The organism is Sphingomonas sp. NPDC079357 (assembly GCF_044901155.1).
Classification (GTDB): Bacteria; Pseudomonadota; Alphaproteobacteria; order Sphingomonadales; family Sphingomonadaceae; genus Sphingomonas.
Genome location: NZ_JBJDOM010000004.1, coordinates 85961 through 103735 on the forward strand (window position 1 = coordinate 85961; position 17775 = coordinate 103735).

At 67.5% G+C, this 17775-nt stretch carries 15 protein-coding genes; 6 read left to right on the plus strand and 9 right to left on the minus strand.

Going from position 1 to position 17775, the window contains the following annotated elements:
* Positions 1-64 precede the first annotated feature (64 nt).
* The 3 genes from ACI2JO_RS13490 to parA form a co-directional block, all read right to left on the minus strand.
* Positions 65-2428 (minus strand): TonB-dependent receptor domain-containing protein, encoded by a 2364-nt coding sequence (locus ACI2JO_RS13490; protein WP_404721214.1) that lies wholly within the window; start codon positions 2426-2428, stop codon positions 65-67.
* 403 nt (positions 2429-2831) lie between these two features.
* Positions 2832-3149, minus strand: coding sequence for a ribbon-helix-helix domain-containing protein (locus ACI2JO_RS13495; RefSeq protein WP_404721215.1), 318 nt, complete (start codon positions 3147-3149; stop codon positions 2832-2834).
* The gene (gene parA / locus ACI2JO_RS13500) at positions 3146-3802 is read right to left on the minus strand and encodes a ParA family partition ATPase (protein WP_404721216.1); all 657 of its coding nucleotides are present in this window, start codon (positions 3800-3802) and stop codon (positions 3146-3148) included. The genes ACI2JO_RS13495 and parA overlap by 4 nt, the downstream gene beginning before the upstream one ends.
* 164 nt (positions 3803-3966) lie before the next feature.
* Here parA and ACI2JO_RS13505 point away from each other — a divergent pair, with 164 nt between their 5' ends.
* The 5 genes from ACI2JO_RS13505 (at position 3967) to ACI2JO_RS13525 (ending at position 10051) form a co-directional block, all read left to right on the plus strand.
* Positions 3967-4107 (plus strand): hypothetical protein, encoded by a 141-nt coding sequence (locus ACI2JO_RS13505; protein WP_404721217.1) that lies wholly within the window; start codon positions 3967-3969, stop codon positions 4105-4107.
* 24 nt (positions 4108-4131) lie between these two features.
* Positions 4132-4632, plus strand: a complete 501-nt coding sequence (locus tag ACI2JO_RS13510) for an O-antigen ligase family protein (protein WP_404721351.1) — start codon at positions 4132-4134, stop codon at positions 4630-4632.
* 175 nt (positions 4633-4807) lie between these two features.
* On the plus strand, positions 4808-6898 hold the full coding sequence (locus ACI2JO_RS13515) for a LamG-like jellyroll fold domain-containing protein (RefSeq protein ID WP_404721218.1): 2091 nt from the start codon (positions 4808-4810) through the stop codon (positions 6896-6898).
* A 32-nt stretch (positions 6899-6930) separates the two neighbouring features.
* Positions 6931-7725, plus strand: coding sequence for a PEPxxWA-CTERM sorting domain-containing protein (locus tag ACI2JO_RS13520; protein WP_404721219.1), 795 nt, complete (start codon positions 6931-6933; stop codon positions 7723-7725).
* 145 nt (positions 7726-7870) lie between these two features.
* Positions 7871-10051: a S8 family serine peptidase gene (locus ACI2JO_RS13525; protein WP_404721220.1), complete on the plus strand. Its 2181-nt coding sequence runs from the start codon at positions 7871-7873 to the stop codon at positions 10049-10051.
* Positions 10052-10255: 204 nt separating this feature from the next.
* Here the strand turns inward: ACI2JO_RS13525 and repC are convergent, their stop codons facing one another.
* The 3 genes from repC to ACI2JO_RS13540 form a co-directional block, all read right to left on the minus strand.
* Positions 10256-11494, minus strand: coding sequence for a plasmid replication protein RepC (gene repC / locus ACI2JO_RS13530; protein ID WP_404721221.1), 1239 nt, complete (start codon positions 11492-11494; stop codon positions 10256-10258).
* A 609-nt stretch (positions 11495-12103) separates the two neighbouring features.
* Positions 12104-13015 (minus strand): replication initiator protein A, encoded by a 912-nt coding sequence (locus ACI2JO_RS13535; protein ID WP_404721222.1) that lies wholly within the window; start codon positions 13013-13015, stop codon positions 12104-12106.
* A 368-nt stretch (positions 13016-13383) separates the two neighbouring features.
* A complete protein-coding gene (locus tag ACI2JO_RS13540; RefSeq protein WP_404721223.1) occupies positions 13384-13734 on the minus strand; it encodes a DUF3147 family protein in 351 nt (116 codons plus the stop codon).
* 504 nt (positions 13735-14238) lie between these two features.
* Here ACI2JO_RS13540 and ACI2JO_RS13545 point away from each other — a divergent pair.
* Positions 14239-14643 (plus strand): hypothetical protein, encoded by a 405-nt coding sequence (locus ACI2JO_RS13545; protein WP_404721224.1) that lies wholly within the window; start codon positions 14239-14241, stop codon positions 14641-14643.
* A gap of 126 nt (positions 14644-14769) precedes the next feature.
* Here ACI2JO_RS13545 and ACI2JO_RS13550 read toward each other — a convergent pair whose 3' ends face one another.
* The 3 genes from ACI2JO_RS13550 to ACI2JO_RS13560 form a co-directional block, all read right to left on the minus strand.
* Positions 14770-15360: a hypothetical protein gene (locus tag ACI2JO_RS13550; RefSeq protein WP_404721225.1), complete on the minus strand. Its 591-nt coding sequence runs from the start codon at positions 15358-15360 to the stop codon at positions 14770-14772.
* Positions 15361-15433: 73 nt separating this feature from the next.
* Positions 15434-15622 carry a YbdD/YjiX family protein gene (locus ACI2JO_RS13555; RefSeq protein WP_404721226.1) on the minus strand — a complete coding sequence of 63 codons (189 nt, stop codon included), beginning with the start codon at positions 15620-15622 and terminating at the stop codon, positions 15434-15436.
* Entirely contained in the window at positions 15606-17696 is a 2091-nt protein-coding gene (locus ACI2JO_RS13560) for a carbon starvation CstA family protein (RefSeq protein WP_404721227.1), read from the minus strand. The genes ACI2JO_RS13555 and ACI2JO_RS13560 overlap by 17 nt, the downstream gene beginning before the upstream one ends.
* Positions 17697-17775 lie beyond the last annotated feature (79 nt).

The following is a 17775-nucleotide window of genomic DNA, read 5'->3' on the forward strand; positions in this document are numbered from 1 at the left end:
ATGGTGTCCGGGGCAGGAGGACGGGGGCAGGAGGACGGGGCGGACGCGCCGCCCCGTCCGAACGTCAGAAGTCCAGCGTCAGTGCCGCCGTCACCGTGCGCGGCGCGCCGAGGAAGGCGGAACCGCCATCCGCGCCGGCCAGATAGCGGCGATCGGCGAGATTGTTGGCCTGAACCGTCAGCGCCAGCCCCTTCAGCGTGTCGTTCACCGCGCCCAGATCGACCCCGGCATAAGCGTCGATGGTCACGAAATTCGGCGCGACCTCGGCGCCACCGCTGTCGAGGAAGCGATCGCCGACGAATTTCGCCGCACCGCCCAGCTTGAAGACGGACCGGGCATAATCCGCCGCCAGCACCCACATGTGCCGTGGCGAATTGATGACCTGCCGCCCCGGCGTCACCCCGATATCATCGTCCTGCGCGGCATTGCCGGTGCCGATATAGGTGGCGTGGTTCAAGGTATAGCTGCCGGTCAGCGTCAGCGCGGGCAGCACATGATAGGCCAGCGCCGCCTCGATACCCCGGCTCTTGATGCCGCCGACGTTCAGATACACGCTCGACTGTTCCTCCAGATAATCGATACCCGTCACCAGATTGGCGGAAATTGACTGAATGTGGTTGTCGAACTTGATGTCATAGGCGGTCACCGACGCCTGGATGCGGCCGGTGTTGTAGCGTGCACCGATCTCGAGATTGTTCGCGGTCTCGGGCTTGATCCGCGCGATCACTTCGCGCGGCTCGCCCAGCGGGCCGTTACCGATCGCTGCGAAATTCTGCGAATAGCCGGCGAACGCCTCAAGCCCCGGCAACGGCGCGTGATAGACGATGCCGGTCGAGATCAGCGGATTGCTGTGCGAGGTCAGCTTCGTGCCGCTACGATCGTTCAGCAGCTCGCGCCGCGTCTGGTCGAGGAAGAACTGCTTGACGCCAAACCGCGCGGTCACCGGGCCGAACGTCAGCGCGTCCTCGGCATAATACATCAGCTCGTCCAGCCCGTAGTCGGTGCTGAACTGCACGTAATAAGGCTTGCCGTCGAAAGCCGGGCCGACCAGCGGATTGGTGACCTTGTGCCAGTCGCGCAACTGGTTGGCGCGACCGCGCTCCCACCAGATGCCGCCGCGCAACACGTTCTGGACGCCGCCGAAATCATGCGTCCACGCCGCATCCGCGGTCATGCCGCCGCGATCGTTCTCATAATGGGTGTGACGGTACGACATGACCGCCAGCGACCCGGCCGGATAGCAGCTCGCCGACGATTCCGGCGGCACCACCGCCGTGCCGCTGCAGCCCGCGATCCGGGTCGCGGCCACCCCGGCCGGGTCGACGAAGTAGATCTTGCCGAGTGGCGAACCGCCAAGCTGCGTCGGCTGCGCGCCGGTGAATTCGCTCTCCGGATTGCCCGCGCCGTCGGTGCGGACGTTCACCAGATACGGCGGCGCGAAATCGCCGCGGCCGCGCATCCGGTGATAATAACCGTTCGCCGACAGCTTCACCTCGCCAATCTCGGTTTCGGCGCGCAGGTAGCCGAAGAGGTTGCGACGCAAGGCGCGCGAGGTCGAGCGATAGGCCTGGTCGATATAGGGGATGCCCGTCCACTGATCGGTATAGGCATCGTGGTTCGGATCGTTGGCGAACATCGCCGGGCTCACCGACCCGAATTCGGATTCATCCGCATCGTCATAGCTGACCCAGCCGGTCAGTTTCACGGCATTGATCTGGCTGACGAGCTTGGCGTCGACATGATCGCGGCGCGTCTCGCCCGATCCGCCGATCCAGTCCTTCACCCGCGAGGTCGAGGCACTGACATAGGCGGTGGTATTCGGCGCGATCTCACCGGTGTCGAGCCGGCCATAGGCCTTGCGCGCGCTGAAATCGCCACCGGCCAGCGTGAACCGCACCCGTCGATCCGCCGTCGGGTCGCCGGTGACGTAGTTGAGCGTGCCCCCCAACGCCTCGTTCGACCGCGAGGAAATGTCGGCGGTGCCCTGCGACACGACGACGGTCTTGAGATCCAGCACGTCGAGATAACGGTTCGCGCGCGACCCGCCGCCATAACCCGAGCCACCATTCGGCAGGCCATCGATCGTCGAGCCGATCTGCTGCCCCCCGCCCCCGCCCGAGCTGAAACCACGAATGCTGATCGACGTCGCCCAGTCCGACGAACCGAAAGAGTCGCCTTCGGCAATGAAGACGCCGGGCAGTTCCTTGATGACGTCATTGACGCTGCTCAGTGCGGATTGCCGCTCGACCATCGGAGCCGTGACCTGCGCGCTGGCGAACACTTGCGCGCGGCCCGTAACGACGATGTCGTCATTGGCGGCCACCGCGTCAACACTTGACACATCAGCCGCAGGCGGCGTCGTCTGGGCCCAGGCATGACCCGTCCCCGCCGCGATCGCAAGGATCGCAGCGCTGATCTTCCACTTCATCAATGATCTCCCCACGCCGTAAGGACTCAATCGGTCTTCGGCACGGGCGGGCCCCTTACATAGCGGAATGACGGATGTGTGACATTTCACGACGTATCATAACGATGACTGCCACATCATTTTGGCTGCATCATACGTCGATTGGACACTTCCGGTTTTCATGGTGAACTGTGAGGGCGAATTGCCTGCTCGCTCCAGCCGGGGATGAGGAACCCCGAAGCGCGCTGTCCGCGCGCCATCCGGGGCCGTTCATTTCTGCGCTCAAGCGAAGTCGCCAAGATCCTCGGCCTCATCCTCCGGCAGATCGGCGGGCGCTTCGTCTTCGGTCGGCAGATCGTCGGGGTCGGTCATCGCATCGGGCTCCGGCTGCTCTCCCCGGTCAACGCCCCTGCCCGTGTCGCGTTCAATCGCCGATTGGGCTTTCGCCATGTTTGCGCAGCACGTCGTTGAATGCCTCGGCCATCAACGCCTGCAGGCTGCGGCCCTGCCGGCGGGCGAGCATGTGCATCGCCAGCGACATGTCGGGCGAGAAGAAGCCCGCGATCTGCTTGCGGCCCTCGCGGCTCACCGGGCGGGTCGACACCGGGACAGGTTCGGGCGACGGCGCGGATACCGCGGCCGGGGCCGGCGCGGGGGCTGTCTTGACGCGCGGCGCGGGGGCAGCAGCAGGCGGCGGGGTCGCGGTACCGCGCAGATTGGCAAAACTGGGCTTGCGGCTCATGCGGCGACCTTCTTGCGAAAACGGGGGGCAGGCATGTCGAGCTGTCGACATACCCATTTGTAGAGGTCACGCACGTCCTGCGCGGCGCGGCCGTTGGGCTCGGCTTCCATGACGGTGCGCCCCTCGGCGCTGGCGTGGCGGAAGGCGGCGCGGTCGGGGAGCAGCACCGGGCACGCCGGCGTGCCATAGCTTTCGACAAGCTCGGCGGCCTCGGCATAGACGCGCGGCGCGTTGGGGCTGCCGGCGCTGAACACGACGAATGCGGGCTTGCGGAGCAATTGCACCAGCTTGGCGCTGGTCTGGATCGCGGCGAGATCGAAGGCGCTCGGCCGACACGGGATCAGCACCAGATCGGCGACCTCGACCGCGGCGCGCGCCGCGCTGTCGGCGTGCGGCGGCGTATCGATGACGATCACCTGTGCGCCTTGCTCGCCGGCCTGCTTCACTTTGGCGGCGAGCCGGGGCGGCGGGCTGTCGATCACCTCGGGCGGGGCGTCCTGCCGCCACGCGGCCCATTGACTGGCGGTGGCTTGCGGATCGGTATCGATGATGAGCGACACCGCGCCCGCATCCTGCGCCGCGGCGGCGAGGTGCAGCGCCAGCGTCGTCTTCCCCGCCCCGCCCTTTTGGCTGATGATGGCAATCGTCGGCATGTCGCTATCCCTACATGTCGCAGTGTCGACATGGCAACATGAATGCGCGTCGACAGTGACGATTTCGCGGCGCGACTGATGACCGATTAACCATTCGCCAAGCCCTGCGCGCTACAGTGAGCGTGAGGCGGCTCGTGGTCGGGCGGCGACGAGATGGCAGGCGCATGACCAAGGCGGCGACGATCAACGCGACCATGACCCGCTGGACGCTCTACGACTGGCTGGGGGTCGGGCTGGGTGTCGTAATGCCGGTGCTCGCCGCGCTGCTCTATCCGACCTACATTCACCGCGTCGATCCGGGCTGACCTGCTGGTCGGAGACGCGCGCGGCTGATGCGGGTTGCCGTACTGAGCGCACTGGCAATGGGGCTCGCATTGCCGTTACTGCCCGACCATCCCGATTTCCACCTCTATGTCGCCGGAGACGGTCAGGATGCCAATATGGTGACCGGCGGGCGGCTCGCCTTGTGGCATGCGACCTTGGCGCGCTGGCGGGACGCGCCGCTGTTCGGCTGGGGATCGGGCTCGACCTTTTGGGAAGTCTATGTCGGCTGGACGCATACCCAGCCGCACAACGTCGTGCTGCAGTTCCTGATCTCGTGGGGCTTGGTCGGTGCGGTGGGCGGACTGTGGCTGCTCGGGCGCGCGATCGGCGCGACGCACCGCACGGGCATCGGCGACGCGCGGCTGCTGCCGCTGACCGGGATGCTCTACGCGCTGCTGTTCATGAGCCTGCTGGAGGGCATGCTCCACTACCCGCGCTTCATCATGATGATCGCGGTCGGTTTTGCGGTGCTGTTCGCGGCGCGGGAGCGGGCGACGGCCGGCTGAATCGCGAGGCGGCGTCACAATCCTGTCCGGCAGATATGCTGTGCCGGCCTAGGACGTTGAGACACGATTAACGGCCGTTCATAAATTTATAACCAATCTGGAACCTGTGAGTCACCAAAGAAGGCCAATGGCACACCAACGCCGGTAGCAAGCCGGTCTTCTGAGGGATTTATCGATGAAGAACGACGACGATCGCGGCGCAGGCCGCGTCGCCGACCGCCGCGCCGTGTTGCGCAACGCGGTTGGCTTCTCGCTGCTGCCGCTGGGCGCGGGGATGTTGAGCGGCTGCGGCGCGGATCAGGCCGGCGGCGCGTCCGCCGACGCCGGCCGCGTGCTGGTCGCCGACGCCAATGGCGCGCATTTCTCGGGGCTGGCGACGACCAGCTTCGCGATCGCGGTGCTGCCCGACACGCAATTCTACTCGCGCTACGCCACCAGCGCCGAGAACAACCAGTTCATGCGCAAATATGGCAGCGAGCCCTATGCCGCGCAGACGCAGTGGATCGTCGACAATGCGGCCGTCGCGAACATCCCGTTCGTGATCCACCTCGGCGATGTCGTCGACCAGGTCGGCAAGCCCGACCAGTGGAAGGTCGCCGATGCGGCGATGAAGAAGCTTGAGGATGCGAAGATCCCCTATTCGATCCTCGCCGGCAATCACGACGTACTGGTGGATTACGACTATCGCGGCGCCTGGGATCAGGGCGCCGGCACCGACGCGCAGCGCGACCTGAAGGCCGAACCATATCTGCAATGGTTCCCGGCCAGCCGCGCCGCGCAGCAGACGACGTTCCGCGAGCGCGACGGCAGCGGCTTCCACGAATATCACACCTTCACGAAGTTCGGCGTCACCTTCATGGTGCTGTCGCTGTCGTGGCGGATCTCGGACGCCGGGATCGCCTGGGCGCGCGACGTGATCCGCCGCAACCCGACGCTGCCGGTGATCCTGTCGAACCACCAGTTGCTCAACATCGACGTCGACGCGGTCAGCCCGCTCGAAACCGAATATGGCAAAATGCTGTGGGAAAAGCTGATCCGCGACAACGATCAGATCTTCATGACGCTGAACGGCCATCACCACGGCGCGGCGCACCTGACCAAGACCAACGACTTCGGCAATCCGGTCGAGGAAATGGTGGTCGACTACCAGATGGCGTATCAGGGCGGCAACGCGCTGATGCGGCTGTACGAATTCGACTTCACCAACAACAAGATCGACGTGATGTCCTTCTCGCCCTGGGTGGTGCAGAAGCCGGCGAACACGCTCAACCAGTTCGACCGCGCGGTGCTGACCGAGGCGAACGAGAAATTCTCGATCGCGATCAACTTCAAGAAGCGCTTCGCAGGCTTCACCAAGTGGAAGCCGACGCTGGCGACCAGCGGCGCACCGATCCTGCCCGCGGTCACGTCGCGACTGCTCGCCAATTACACCGACCCGGTCGTCGTGCCCCCCGTGCCCCCGCGCGACACCGACGATTATCCCAAGCAGGCCGATACCTATGCGCACTGGCGCCCTGCGGGCGTCGCGGGCGCGATCGTGCAGGTCGGTGACGTGCTGCCCGACGCGACCGGGCAGTTCCCGATGAAGCGCGTGCCGTTGGTCGCGCCGGCGCAGGTCGAGGACGTGGTGTGGTCCGACGACAAACACTATCTGTCGTCGGCCGCGGGCAGCGTGCGCTTCCTGAACACCGACAAGGTGACGGTGCGCAACAGCAGCTTCTCGACCGACGTCGGCGCGGCGATCAACAATCGCAGCTTCTGGGACGGCTATACCGTCGAGGCGTTCATCAAGGTCGACCCCGACTGGACGCGCGAGAACCACCGCTGGGGCAATATCCTCGGCCGCGTCGGCAATCGCGGCAACCTGCCCGGGTTCAAGGGCGGCGACAAACAGGCGTCGTCGGTGCTGTTTGCAATCTCGTCGCTGCGCGAGGTGCAGTGGGAGGTCGTCCCCGCCAGCAACGCCAGCTATCCGCAGACCAACTGGTCGGGCGAGATCATGCGCAACACCTGGTATCATATCGCGATCGTCTGCGACCCCAAGACGCGCGAGACGACCATGTACGTCGATGGCGCGCCGGTGCTGCGCAACGTGATTGGCGAGATCGGGATGCGTTCGCAAGGCCTCGACAAGCCGTGGATCCTCGGCGCGTCGTGGTGGGACGGGCTGCGCAAGGACGGCTTCTTCGGCTGGATCGGCGAGGTCCGGCTCGTGCCGCGCCCGCTGACCCCCGACCAGTGGCTGACCGCGCGCCGCGCGTCGTGACCTCCCTTCCCCTTTCTGACGGACCCATGACCATGAAATTTTATCTGATCGCCGCGAGCGCGCTGCTCGCGGCCGGCACCGCCGAGGCGCAGCAGTTCACCGCCTCGCCCGACATCTTCACCGGCAGCGGCTATGCCGCCAGCTATGTCGGACCGGGCGGCAATGTGCAGCCGTCGAACAAGGCGCTCGGCTCGGTATGGGGCGGCGGCGCGGACACGTTCGACGCCTTCGGCTGGTACAATAAGGGCACCGGCGGGCTGGCGCTGACGCGGCAGGTCGAGCTGCTGAGCGGCAACACCTTCCGCTTCTTCGACACCTTCACCAACAACGGCGGCAGCGTCGCCAACGTGACCGTGAACTTCTTCGGCAATCTCGGCTCGGACGGCGACGAGCTGGTCAGCCATGATCGGGGTGGCCTGATCGTCTCGTGCCAGGACGATGGCGCGGGCGCATGCATCGAGGATGCGGTGATCGCACTCGTTTCGGGCAACAACGGGCTCGGCACGGCGGCGATCACGCCCGACCGCTACAATGCCAGCTATCTGCTCAACGTGCTGCCGGGGCAGAGCGTCAGCCTGCTCAACTTCGCGTTTCTGGCGCGCGACGTGAACGGCCCGACCGCCGACGACGTCGCGCTGGCGACCAGCACCGGACAGGCGCTGCTCGCCGCGCCGCGGCTCGAGGGGCTGAGCACGGAGCAGGTCGCGCGGATCGTCAATTTCGCCGCGCCGGTGCCCGAGCCGAAGACCTGGGCGATGCTGCTGCTCGGCTTCGCGACGATCGGCGTACTACTGCGCCGCCGGCGCGGGGTCGCGGCGGCTGCGTGAGGGTGGCGGGAGCGACAGTCCGCATCATCTGCGATCTTCCGTCATCTTGGACGTGATCCGGGATCCCGCTTCTTCTCACCTCTGCCGCCAAAAAGAAGCGTCGCCCCGGATCATCTCCGGGGCGATGACCGCAAGGACATCGTGCATGTCGATCAGCGCCAGCGACCCTCACGATACGCAGAGGCCGCGCCTCGCGCTCCGCACGGCCACGGCACTCGCCGCGGCGCTGGGGGTGGCAGCGTGCGGCAGCGGTGCGGGCGTCGCTGCACCGGGGACCATCGCCCCCTCCCCGGCACCGACGCCCGCACCCGCTTCGACGCCAACGCCGGCTGCGAGCGTCTCGGCAGCACAACGCGCCGAGGATGACGCGTCGGCCGCGGCGGTGCTGGCGCAGGCGGGCACGGCCTATGACCGCGGCCTCACCGGCAAGGGCGTGACGATCGCGGTGCTCGACAGCGGCGTGGCGCGCGCATCGGCCGAATTCGCCGGTCGTCTCTCTCCCGACAGCACCGGCTTCGCGCAGACGGTCGCGCGCTGCGCAACCTGCGCGCCCGAGACGGTCGCGCCCTATCCGATCGACGATCGCGACGGGCATGGCAGTGGGGTCGCCGCAATCGCGCTGGCGGCGCGCGACGGCAGCGGCATGCACGGCGTCGCGCCCGGGGCGACCCTGCTCGCGCTCAAGATCGTCGCGCCCGACTTCACCGCAAACGGCACCTCCTTGCCCGAAGGCCATGCGCCCAACCCGCAGCTGATCGCCCCCGCGCTGCGCTATGCGGTCGACAAGGGCGCGTTCGTCAGCGTGCTGGCGCTGGGCGGCGGGGCGTCGACCACGCTCGCCGCCGATCTCCATGCCGCGATGGACAAGGTGCGCGCCGCCGACCGGCTGGTCGTGCAGGCGGTGCCCAATCACGACGACGGCACGACCAACGACATCGCCCAGGCATTGGTCGGCAGCGAGCGCGGCAATGCGCGCTGGTTCCTCTATGCGGTCGCGCTCGACGCCAACGGTCGCCCGCGCGACGGCAACGGCGATCCGGGCCCGCTCGCCGACCGGACGCTGGCGGTAGCGGGCAATGGCGTGCGCACGATCGACGCCAACGGGGCAGCGGTGACGGTCAGCGGCAACAGCTTCGCGGCGCCCGCCGTCGCCGGAGCGGCGGCGCTGCTCAAACAATATTGGCCACAGCTCGGCGGCGCGACGATCGCGCGCATCCTGCTCAACACAGCCGACGATCGCGGCACGGCCGGGGTCGATCCGGTCTATGGCGCCGGAGTGCTCGATATCGCGCGCGCGCTGCAGGCCCGGGCGCCGGCGAGCGCCTTTGCCGCCGCCCGGCAGTTGCTGGGGCGCTTTTCCGCGCTAGCACTGTCGGCACCGTTCGGCGGCGCGCCGCAGCTCGCCGGTCGGATCGGCGCGCTGAGCGTCGTCGATCTTTATGGCCGTGACTTCACGCTGCGCGGCCCGGACTTGCGCAGCAAGGGCGCCGGGTTGCGTGTCGGCGGGCAAGCGACGGCATGGCTGCCCGATCCGCCCGCGACCGGGGCGTGGGCCGGCGTGCTGCCGCTGCGCCCGGCGACGCTCGCCTTCGCGCCGGCCGGTGGGCAGCGCGTCACGATCGCCGCGCAGGTCGCGCTCGACGATGGCGACGGGCTGAGCGGCGGAACCTTGCGCGGCGCGGGGATCACCGGGATCACGACGGCATGGCAAGGCGCGGGCTGGTCGGCGGCGCTGGCGCACGGGCAATCACGCGACGGGCGCGCCGCGCTGCACCGTCTGTCGCTGGCGACGCCGTTCGGCTTCGGCAGTGAGGTGGCGCTGCTCGACGAGCGCGGGCAGGTGCTGGGCGCGACGCTCGGCGCGGCGGGCGCACGGACGATGCTGGTGACGCTGAACGCGGCGGGTGCGATCGCCGGGATCGACTGGCGCGCGCGTGTCACCGCGAGCCGGACCGAACCGCGCGGCGGATCGGCGCTGCTCCGTCTCGATCGACGGTTGTCGGGGAGTGCGGTCGCGGTCGAGGGGCGTCGGGTGGTGCGCGGCGGGATCGCGACGCTCGGCGTCTCGTCTCCGTTGCGGCTCGACCATGCGGCGGGACTGGCGCTGGTGCCACTGTCCTACGACCTGATCGGCGGCACGCTCCGCGAGACCGTCCAGCGGCTCGATCTGACCCCTCAAGCGCGCGAATGGGATGTCGAACTCGGCTGGTCCGCTGCGGTGGGCGAGCACGGCGCGATCCGGCTCGGCATCGCGCATGCGGTCGACGCGGGCCATGTCGCGGGCGCACACGACACCGCGGGGTTCGTGAGCATGACGTGGCGCTAGCCTCGGCAGACCGGCGATCCATCACGTGTTGCCTTCCCGATACCTGCCGGATCGAACCGACCCGCATCCGTCCGACGCTCCGTGCAGCAGTGGGGTAAGCGCGATTTGTGGGACGTCTGTCACACAAGTGATAGTACTTACTCCTTCCTGCACTCCCTTCCCCCTAGGTTAAGGCCGGCACGGAAGCATCCCGTTCGCGCTGCGTCACTGCACCCCTCCCGAGCCGCGGAACCCCCACAGGCTGCGTGGCAGATCGAGCTGGTCGACGCGGGCCTTGGCGAGCATGCCGGCGAAATAGGCGCCGGTGGTCACCCGTATGTCACCGCGCGCCTGGCGTTCGGCGGTGATGAACATCGCGATCGCCGCGCCGTCGCGCCCCAATCGCTCGACCGCATCGACCCAGGTATCGGTTCGGATGCCAAGATCGTGGCGCAGCCGCGCCGCGGCAGCGTGGAGATCGGGCCAACCCACGCGTGATGTCGTGACGTACATCGCCGCACTCGGGAACATCGCGAGCAAGTCGGCTGGCTTCGCCTTGAACACACTTCCCGACGGCGACGCCGAAAGAACCGGCGCGGATCGATCGGATCGCTGCGGCTCAGGACTACTCTCTCGAACGCCTGTTACATTGTTAGGGAAGGGATTGGTTTGTACATGTATGACGGGTGCGGATTTTGACCCCTCGGCGTTAGTTTCCTCATAAAACATATAGGCATCGATCGTCTCGCCAGTCTGCCGCTCGAGTATCGGCAGCCGATCCAGTGCCGCCTGATAGGCATTGCTGTCGCGTACATGCCGCGCCGCTGCCGCTTGTTCGGCGATGTCATCGATCGCCTCCTGCAACGCGAGCCAGTGCGCACCGGTCAGCCGCAGGTCGGCGGCCTGCGCGAGCACCTGCCCGACCAGCCGCCGCGTCCGCGCGATCGCCAGCCGGCCTTCCTTGAACAGTCGTGACTGCGCGGTCTGCGCCTCGGCGAGTGCGGCCAATTCGGCGAAACGGATCCTGAGCGGCGACAGGTCGAGCCCATAGGCCGAGGTGATCGCCCCCGAGGCGTCACGGCGTCCGGTGCGGCGCCCGTGCGCGCTGTCGTGCGCGGCGACCAGCCCCAGCCCGCGCAACTGCCGCAGCCGCGCCTTGATCGCGCTTTCGGTCACCCCCGCGAGTTCCGCCAGCGTGTAATTGCTCGGCCAGGCGAGCGGGGTGCGCCCCTCCTTCCAGTCGTCGGGGCGGGTAAAGCCGATCAGATGCTTGAGCGTCTCCAGCGCGGGCGTCCCCAGCCCCAGCGCGACCTTCGCGCCCTCCAGCACCGGGTAGAGCCGGTTGCGCTCCACTGCGCCCGCGTCGGGCGCGCGCGCTTCCAGCTCGCGCACCAGCCGGCGCGACCACGCGGTGATCGGCCGCGCCCCCGTGGCCCCCGTAAAGGCCGTCTGGGTACAGGTCATCGTTCGTCCCCTCACACAAGGGGCCGTCAGCAGGCAAAACTCGAGCGTGGCGCGAAGCGCGCTCCCTTGAACCGAAGCTCGTAAATCGCTAAATGGAAGGTCGTTCGTTAGGACCTGTCAGCGTTTGGCGACGCTGCCATTAGCAATCTCGGGTGCCCGGCCTTCGTGCCGGGCATTCGTTTATGTGCTCACAGCCATTTTCCCCATCAGCGGCGCGACCGCGCAACCGCCTCCTTCCTGTCTTTTTGTCGGACGCTCCTGATGTAGGAAAGCGCGAATATTCGTGCTTTCGGGCGGAAAACCGTACGAATGCTCGTGCTTTCGGGCGGGAAACCACTGGCGCCGCGCAGCGCCCTTCTCACCACCAGCCAGTGATCATTCGTGCTTTCGGGCGGAAAACCCCCGGTCCGGGGCGGTGAAAGCGCCGTCGGGCCCGCGAATCGCGGCTCCGAAGGTGCGGGGAGTGGCGACGACAGCGCCGATCGCGGCGGAATAGCCCCGAAACGCTGCCACGGGCGGGCATTGTTGCGCCTTCGTGCTTACGCGCGGAAAACGATCGGGCGGGTTCGTGCTTTCGGGCGGGAAACCCCTGCCCTGCTCTCGCGCGCGTCAGGCGTCGGCGGGTGTGGGGCCGCTCGGCGCCGGCGCGGGCGGGCCGACGAAGTTCAGTGCCTCATCGTGCGTGATCGTGACCATCGTCGTCAGCCGCGGGCGCCCGCCGTTGGGGCCGGGCTCCTTATGGTCCGCCAGCGACAACAGATATTCGGGGATCGACTGGTTGCGCACCACCTCGCGCAGCGTGCGGCGGAAGTTCTCGAGCGAGCGTGGCTCGAGCGAGCACCCTACCCTGCCCGCCAGCTCGACCGCGTCGATCTCGAAGCGCGCGCCGTCGACGCAATTGAACTTTGCCAGCTCGTACAGGCGCCGCTCGATCGGGCCGAGCTTGAAGAAATCGTCATGATAGGCGGCGATGCGGCGATCGGTGAGGATCGCGCGGTGCAGCCAGTCGCACAGCATCACCTCGATATGCTTCACGCGGCGTTCGCCGTTGGGAAGCTTGGTATATTTGATGTCGGCCTTGAGCAGCCACGAGAAGGCGCTGTCCGACCCCTCCCCGCCCGTCTCGATATTGGTGATGATCTGCGTGCCCTGCAGCCGCGACAGCGACGCCTTGAGCGCGCTGTACGAGCGCGCCGAGGCGTTGGTGCCGGTCATCCGGAACAGGTCGTTGGCGGTGAAGCTGAGCGTGCGGTCGACCGTCTCCCCCGCCTCGAGCCGCCCGACCATGATGCTGGCGATATAGAGCAGGATTTCCTTGTCGTAGATCGTCGCCACCCCGGTCTTGCTGGGGTTGATCTCGATCCGCGCCGACGGACTCTCGAAGGTCATCGGCTCCATCTGCGCGCGCTTGGTGAGCGCGAAGAACGGGAACTCGGCGACGGTGCGCTCGCCCTGGATGTCGCCGAGCAGCGGGCTGTCGAGCCGGAAGAGATCGCCCTGCGGCGGAATGACCTTGGTCATGGACGAGGCTCCGTGCGGATGCGTTCGTGCTTTCGGGCGGAAAACCCCTGCCCGGCCGAGCCGGTCGTCGCGGGCCATGGCGTGCGCATGCCGGCGATTTACCGGGCGCCGGCCGCGCGTGTCAAACCGGCGGTCGGAGCGCCCCGCCGGCGCGGATGTTTGCGAAGTTGGTGCAAAACGGGGGTTCAGCGCCGTGCGCGTCGACATGTCGGCAGATAGACGTGTCGACGTCGCGCTTTGCGGATGTCGCCTGTTTATCCGTCAGCGCTTTGTAAGTCACGGCGAAGGCCATGTAGACACGTAGGCCTGACGACACGCTCCCCCCCGTATCGAAAACATGTCGATACGTCGACATGCCGACATGTCGGCTATAGCGGCAGCCCGAAGCGCGGCGCGAGCCATGTCATCGCCATATAGAGCGCGATCGTCAGCGCGCAGCCCGCTGCCAGCGCCGGCCAGAAGCCGACACCATGTCGCAGCAACGCCGGGATCAGCAGGAACATCGGCAGTGACGGCAGCACGTACCAGAAGGTTGCGCCGGCGTGCGCGGCCATGTTCGCGGCGTCGGGCTTTTCATGCCACAGCCACATCATCCCGAGCACCGAGACGAGCGGCAGCGACGCGACCAGCGCGCCGATCCCGGGATAGCGCTTTGCGAGCGTCGAGGCGGCGGCGATCAGCAGCCCGGAGACGGCCGACTTGAGCAGGAACGGGACCATGGCCGGCTTTTAGAGCCGTGGCGACAGGAGAGGGAAGGGGGTGTCGGCTTGTCGAGCTGTCGACATGTACCACGCACGATGGCGTCCGCCGGTCCGATCGGGGAGGGGAGCGGAGGCGGTCCGGTGAGGCCAACAGCGGATTACCTTTGCGACACCTCGACATGTCGACAGGCAGCGGCGGCGGAGCGCGGAGACAGGCCGGGCGCTACGAACCCGCTGCGGCAGTCGGGAGCCTGGATTGCGGACCGTTCGACGACAGGCGACGATGACGTGAGCCACCCGCTGCGATCTGGTTGTTACTCGCGCTGGTCTACATGCCGACAGGTCGATACGTCGACGTTCAGACATGTATCATGCTGCGCCTGATGCAGGAGACATGGTCCGACGCTGTCGAACAGCGGTGGTCGGGGATGTCACGAGCAGTGCCCGGGCGTATGGCCTTGCGGTTCGTCCGGTTTCCGTCACCATCAGCCACTTTCCGATGTACGGGGCAGGGAACGCGTAATGGACTGGCCGATTGCAGCGATCGCCGCGCTCCTGTCACCCGCCAGCGCCGCTGGCCCGTCCGTCGCAAGCCTCGACTGCGTCGGAACGGGCCAGTCGAGCGGCTACCCGTCTGGCGTACAGCAGCGTGGCGAGACGCGGTACCGGGTGGAGGGCAGGGGGCCGCAGACCCACGTCTGGACGCGGGGCGGCAAGGATCAGAACATCTGTCCGCCCGGCGCAACATGCACGATCGAGGTGAGCAAGGAGCTCGTGCACGTCAGCGTCAGTCGGATACCAAACGCCGATCCGCTTTATTCAACGTCGTTTCATCTCGATCGCGGCACGCTGACCTTCGATGCGCACGGCGGAGGCCTCGATGGCGGATGGTCCGTCAACGGGACGTGCGCGCCTTCCGCGCACTGACGGCGGCTGTCGCGCGCGGCGCACATCGTCGCGACGTTCCAGGAACGACGTAAAACCGACAAGTCGATGTGTCTATTTGTCGGTATGTAGACATGTCGATACGTCGTCGTGTCATCATGTCGATCTTCAGCGCGGCTTGGTGTAGATCGTGAAACCGTCACGTCCGAACGAGGCGAGCGCAATCTCCAGCCCGGCGGCGTGCAGCCGATCCGCCAAGGCGCCGCCCTGCAATTCCTGCATTGCGACATTGACATTGTCCATGCTGGCACCCGCCGCGAAGCCGCCATGGATCTCGCACAGCGTCGTCGCGCAGCGCACGCGCAGCTTGTCGCGATCGAGATAGGGCACCTTCACCAGCCCCGCGTCGATCGCGCGCTGCATCGGGGCGTTCGCCGCCGCGTCGATCGGCTCGGCACGAATACGGCGATACAAGGCCTCCGGTTGCAGCGCGAGCTCGAACAACGTTCCCTGCACGTCCCTATCCTCGGGAATATGCGTGGCTGCTCCGGTCGCAGATGCCGCGGGTGTCATCGGCGCGACGGGCGCATCGGCGCGCCTGTTCTCCCGCGCCGGGGCCGGTGCGACCGCCTGCGCCGCGACCACCTTCACGCCCTCCGCCGGCCGGGCAAGGGAGGGCGCGCTATGCCGACCGAGCAGCCAACCCGCCGCCAGCAACACCAAGCCCGCGCTCACGCCCCAGACAATGTTCGCCCGCATCTTCGTCCTCCCCGCTGCTTGCCCAGCCCAGTCCGGCACGACCGGACCACAATCCGACGACCCTCAGAGCGGGTCAGCAACAACGCGGCGGCGCCCCCTTGCCGACGCCGTAGCGGCGCTCGATCCGGTCGCGGTGGAAGTCCGCGCGGTTCAGCACCGGCTCGCCGGGATGATGCGCGGCACGGTGCGCGAGGTAAGCATCATAATCGGGGACGCCGACCATCAGCCGCGCGGTCTGCGCCGCCTTACGCCACCACGACATCCCCGACCTCCTGCCCGATCTCCTGTGCGGTCGGGCGGTCGCTGGCGAGCGCGCGACGCGCCACCGCCACCCCGTACACCACGATCGCGAGCACCAGCACGACGAAGAACGCGCACACCGCCGCATCGACACGGTCGTTGAAGACGATCCGCGCCATGTCGGCCGGGGTCTTGGCGGGGGCGAGCAGGCGGCCTTCCGCCAGCGCGGTCGCGAACTTGTCGGCGTGCGCCAGGAAACCGATGCGCGGATCGGGGTGGAACAGCTTCTGCCACCCCGCGGTGAGCGTGCAGATCAGCAGCCAAATCGTCGGCGCGATCGTCACCCACGCATAACGCTGCCGCTTCATGCGGAACAGGATCACCGTCGCAAGCGTCAGCGCAATCGCGGCGAGCATCTGGTTCGAGATGCCGAACAGCGGCCAGAGCGTGTTGATCCCGCCGAGCGGATCAGTGACGCCCTGATACAGAAACCAGCCCCATGCCCCGACCGCCAGCGCGGTCGCGATCAGGTTCGGCGCCAGTTTCTCGGTCGCGCGCATCGCCGGGATGACGCTGCCGAGCAGGTCCTGGATCATGAACCGCGCGACGCGCGTCCCCGCGTCGACGGTGGTCAGGATGAACAGCGCCTCGAACAGGATCGCGAAATGGTACCAGAAGGCCATCAGCGCTTGCCCGCCGATCACGCGGCTGAGGATGTGCGCCATCCCGACCGCCAGCGTCGGCGCGCCGCCCGCGCGGCTGAGGATCGTGCCCTCGCCGACATCGCGCGCGATCTGCGCCAGCGCCTCGGGCTGGATCTGGAAGCCCCATTGGCCGATCGCCTGCGCGGCGCTGCCGACATCGGTGCCGATCAGCGCGGCGGGCGCGTTCATCGCGAAATAGACCGCCGGGTCAAGCACGCACGCCGCGATCAGCGCCATCACCGCGACGAAGCTCTCCGTCAGCATCGCGCCATAGCCGATGAAGCGCAGGTCGTGCTCGGTCGCGATCATCTTCGGCGTGGTGCCGCTGGCGATCAGCGCGTGGAAGCCGGATACCGCGCCGCACGCGATCGTGATGAACAGGAACGGGAACAGCGCCCCCGCGAACGCCGGGCCGGTGCCGTCGATGAAGTGCGTGACCGCCGGCATCTGCAGCGTGGGCCGCACGATCAGGATGCCGAGCGCGAGGCCGGCGATCACGCCGATCTTGAGGAAGGTCGACAGATAGTCGCGCGGTGCGAGCAGCAGCCACACCGGCACTACCGAGGCGATGAAACCATAGGCCATCAGCGCGAGCGCGAGCGTCGGCCCGGTCAGCGTGAACAGCGGCGCGAGGGCAGGGGAGGCGGCGACATGCTGCCCGCCGAAGATCGCCGCCATCAGCAGCACGAAGCCGATCCCCGACATCTCCGCAATCCGGCCCGGACGCAGGAAGCGGCTGTACAGCCCCATGAACAGCGCGATCGGGATCGTCGCGGCGACGGTGAACGTCCCCCACGGGCTGTCGGCGAGTGCCTTGACGACGACCAACGCCAGCACCGCGAGCAGGATGACCATGATCGCGAGCACCCCGACCAGCGCGATCGTGCCGGGGACGCGCCCCATCTCGGTGCGGATCATGTCGCCGAGCGAGCGCGCGTCGCGGCGGGTGGAGCAGAACAGGATCAGGAAATCCTGCACCGCGCCCGCGAACACCACCCCGACCAGCAGCCACAAGGTGCCGGGCAGATAGCCCATCTGCGCCGCGAGCACCGGCCCGACCAGCGGCCCCGCCCCGGCGATTGCGGCGAAGTGATGCCCGAACAGCACGTTGCGGTCGGTCGGCACGAAGTCGAGCCCGTCAGCGCGGCGCACCGCCGGGGTGGCACGCGCCGGGTCGACCTGAGCGACGCGCGTGGCGATAAACAGCGCGTAGAAGCGGTAGGCGACGAGGTAGGTGCACAGCGCGGCGGTAACGATCCACAGCGCATTGACCGGCTCGCCACGATGGAGCGCCACCACCCCGAGCGCCCCGGCGCCGAGCAGCGTCACCGCACCCCATAGCAACCACTCACGCGGGGTTTGCGGTGTGAGCCGTTGTTGCGCCGCCGCCATGTCGATCCTCTCGCCTGTATGGTCGGGCGAGCATCGCATTCCGGCACGTGGCGCGCCAGTGCGGTTTTGATCTCTGGCC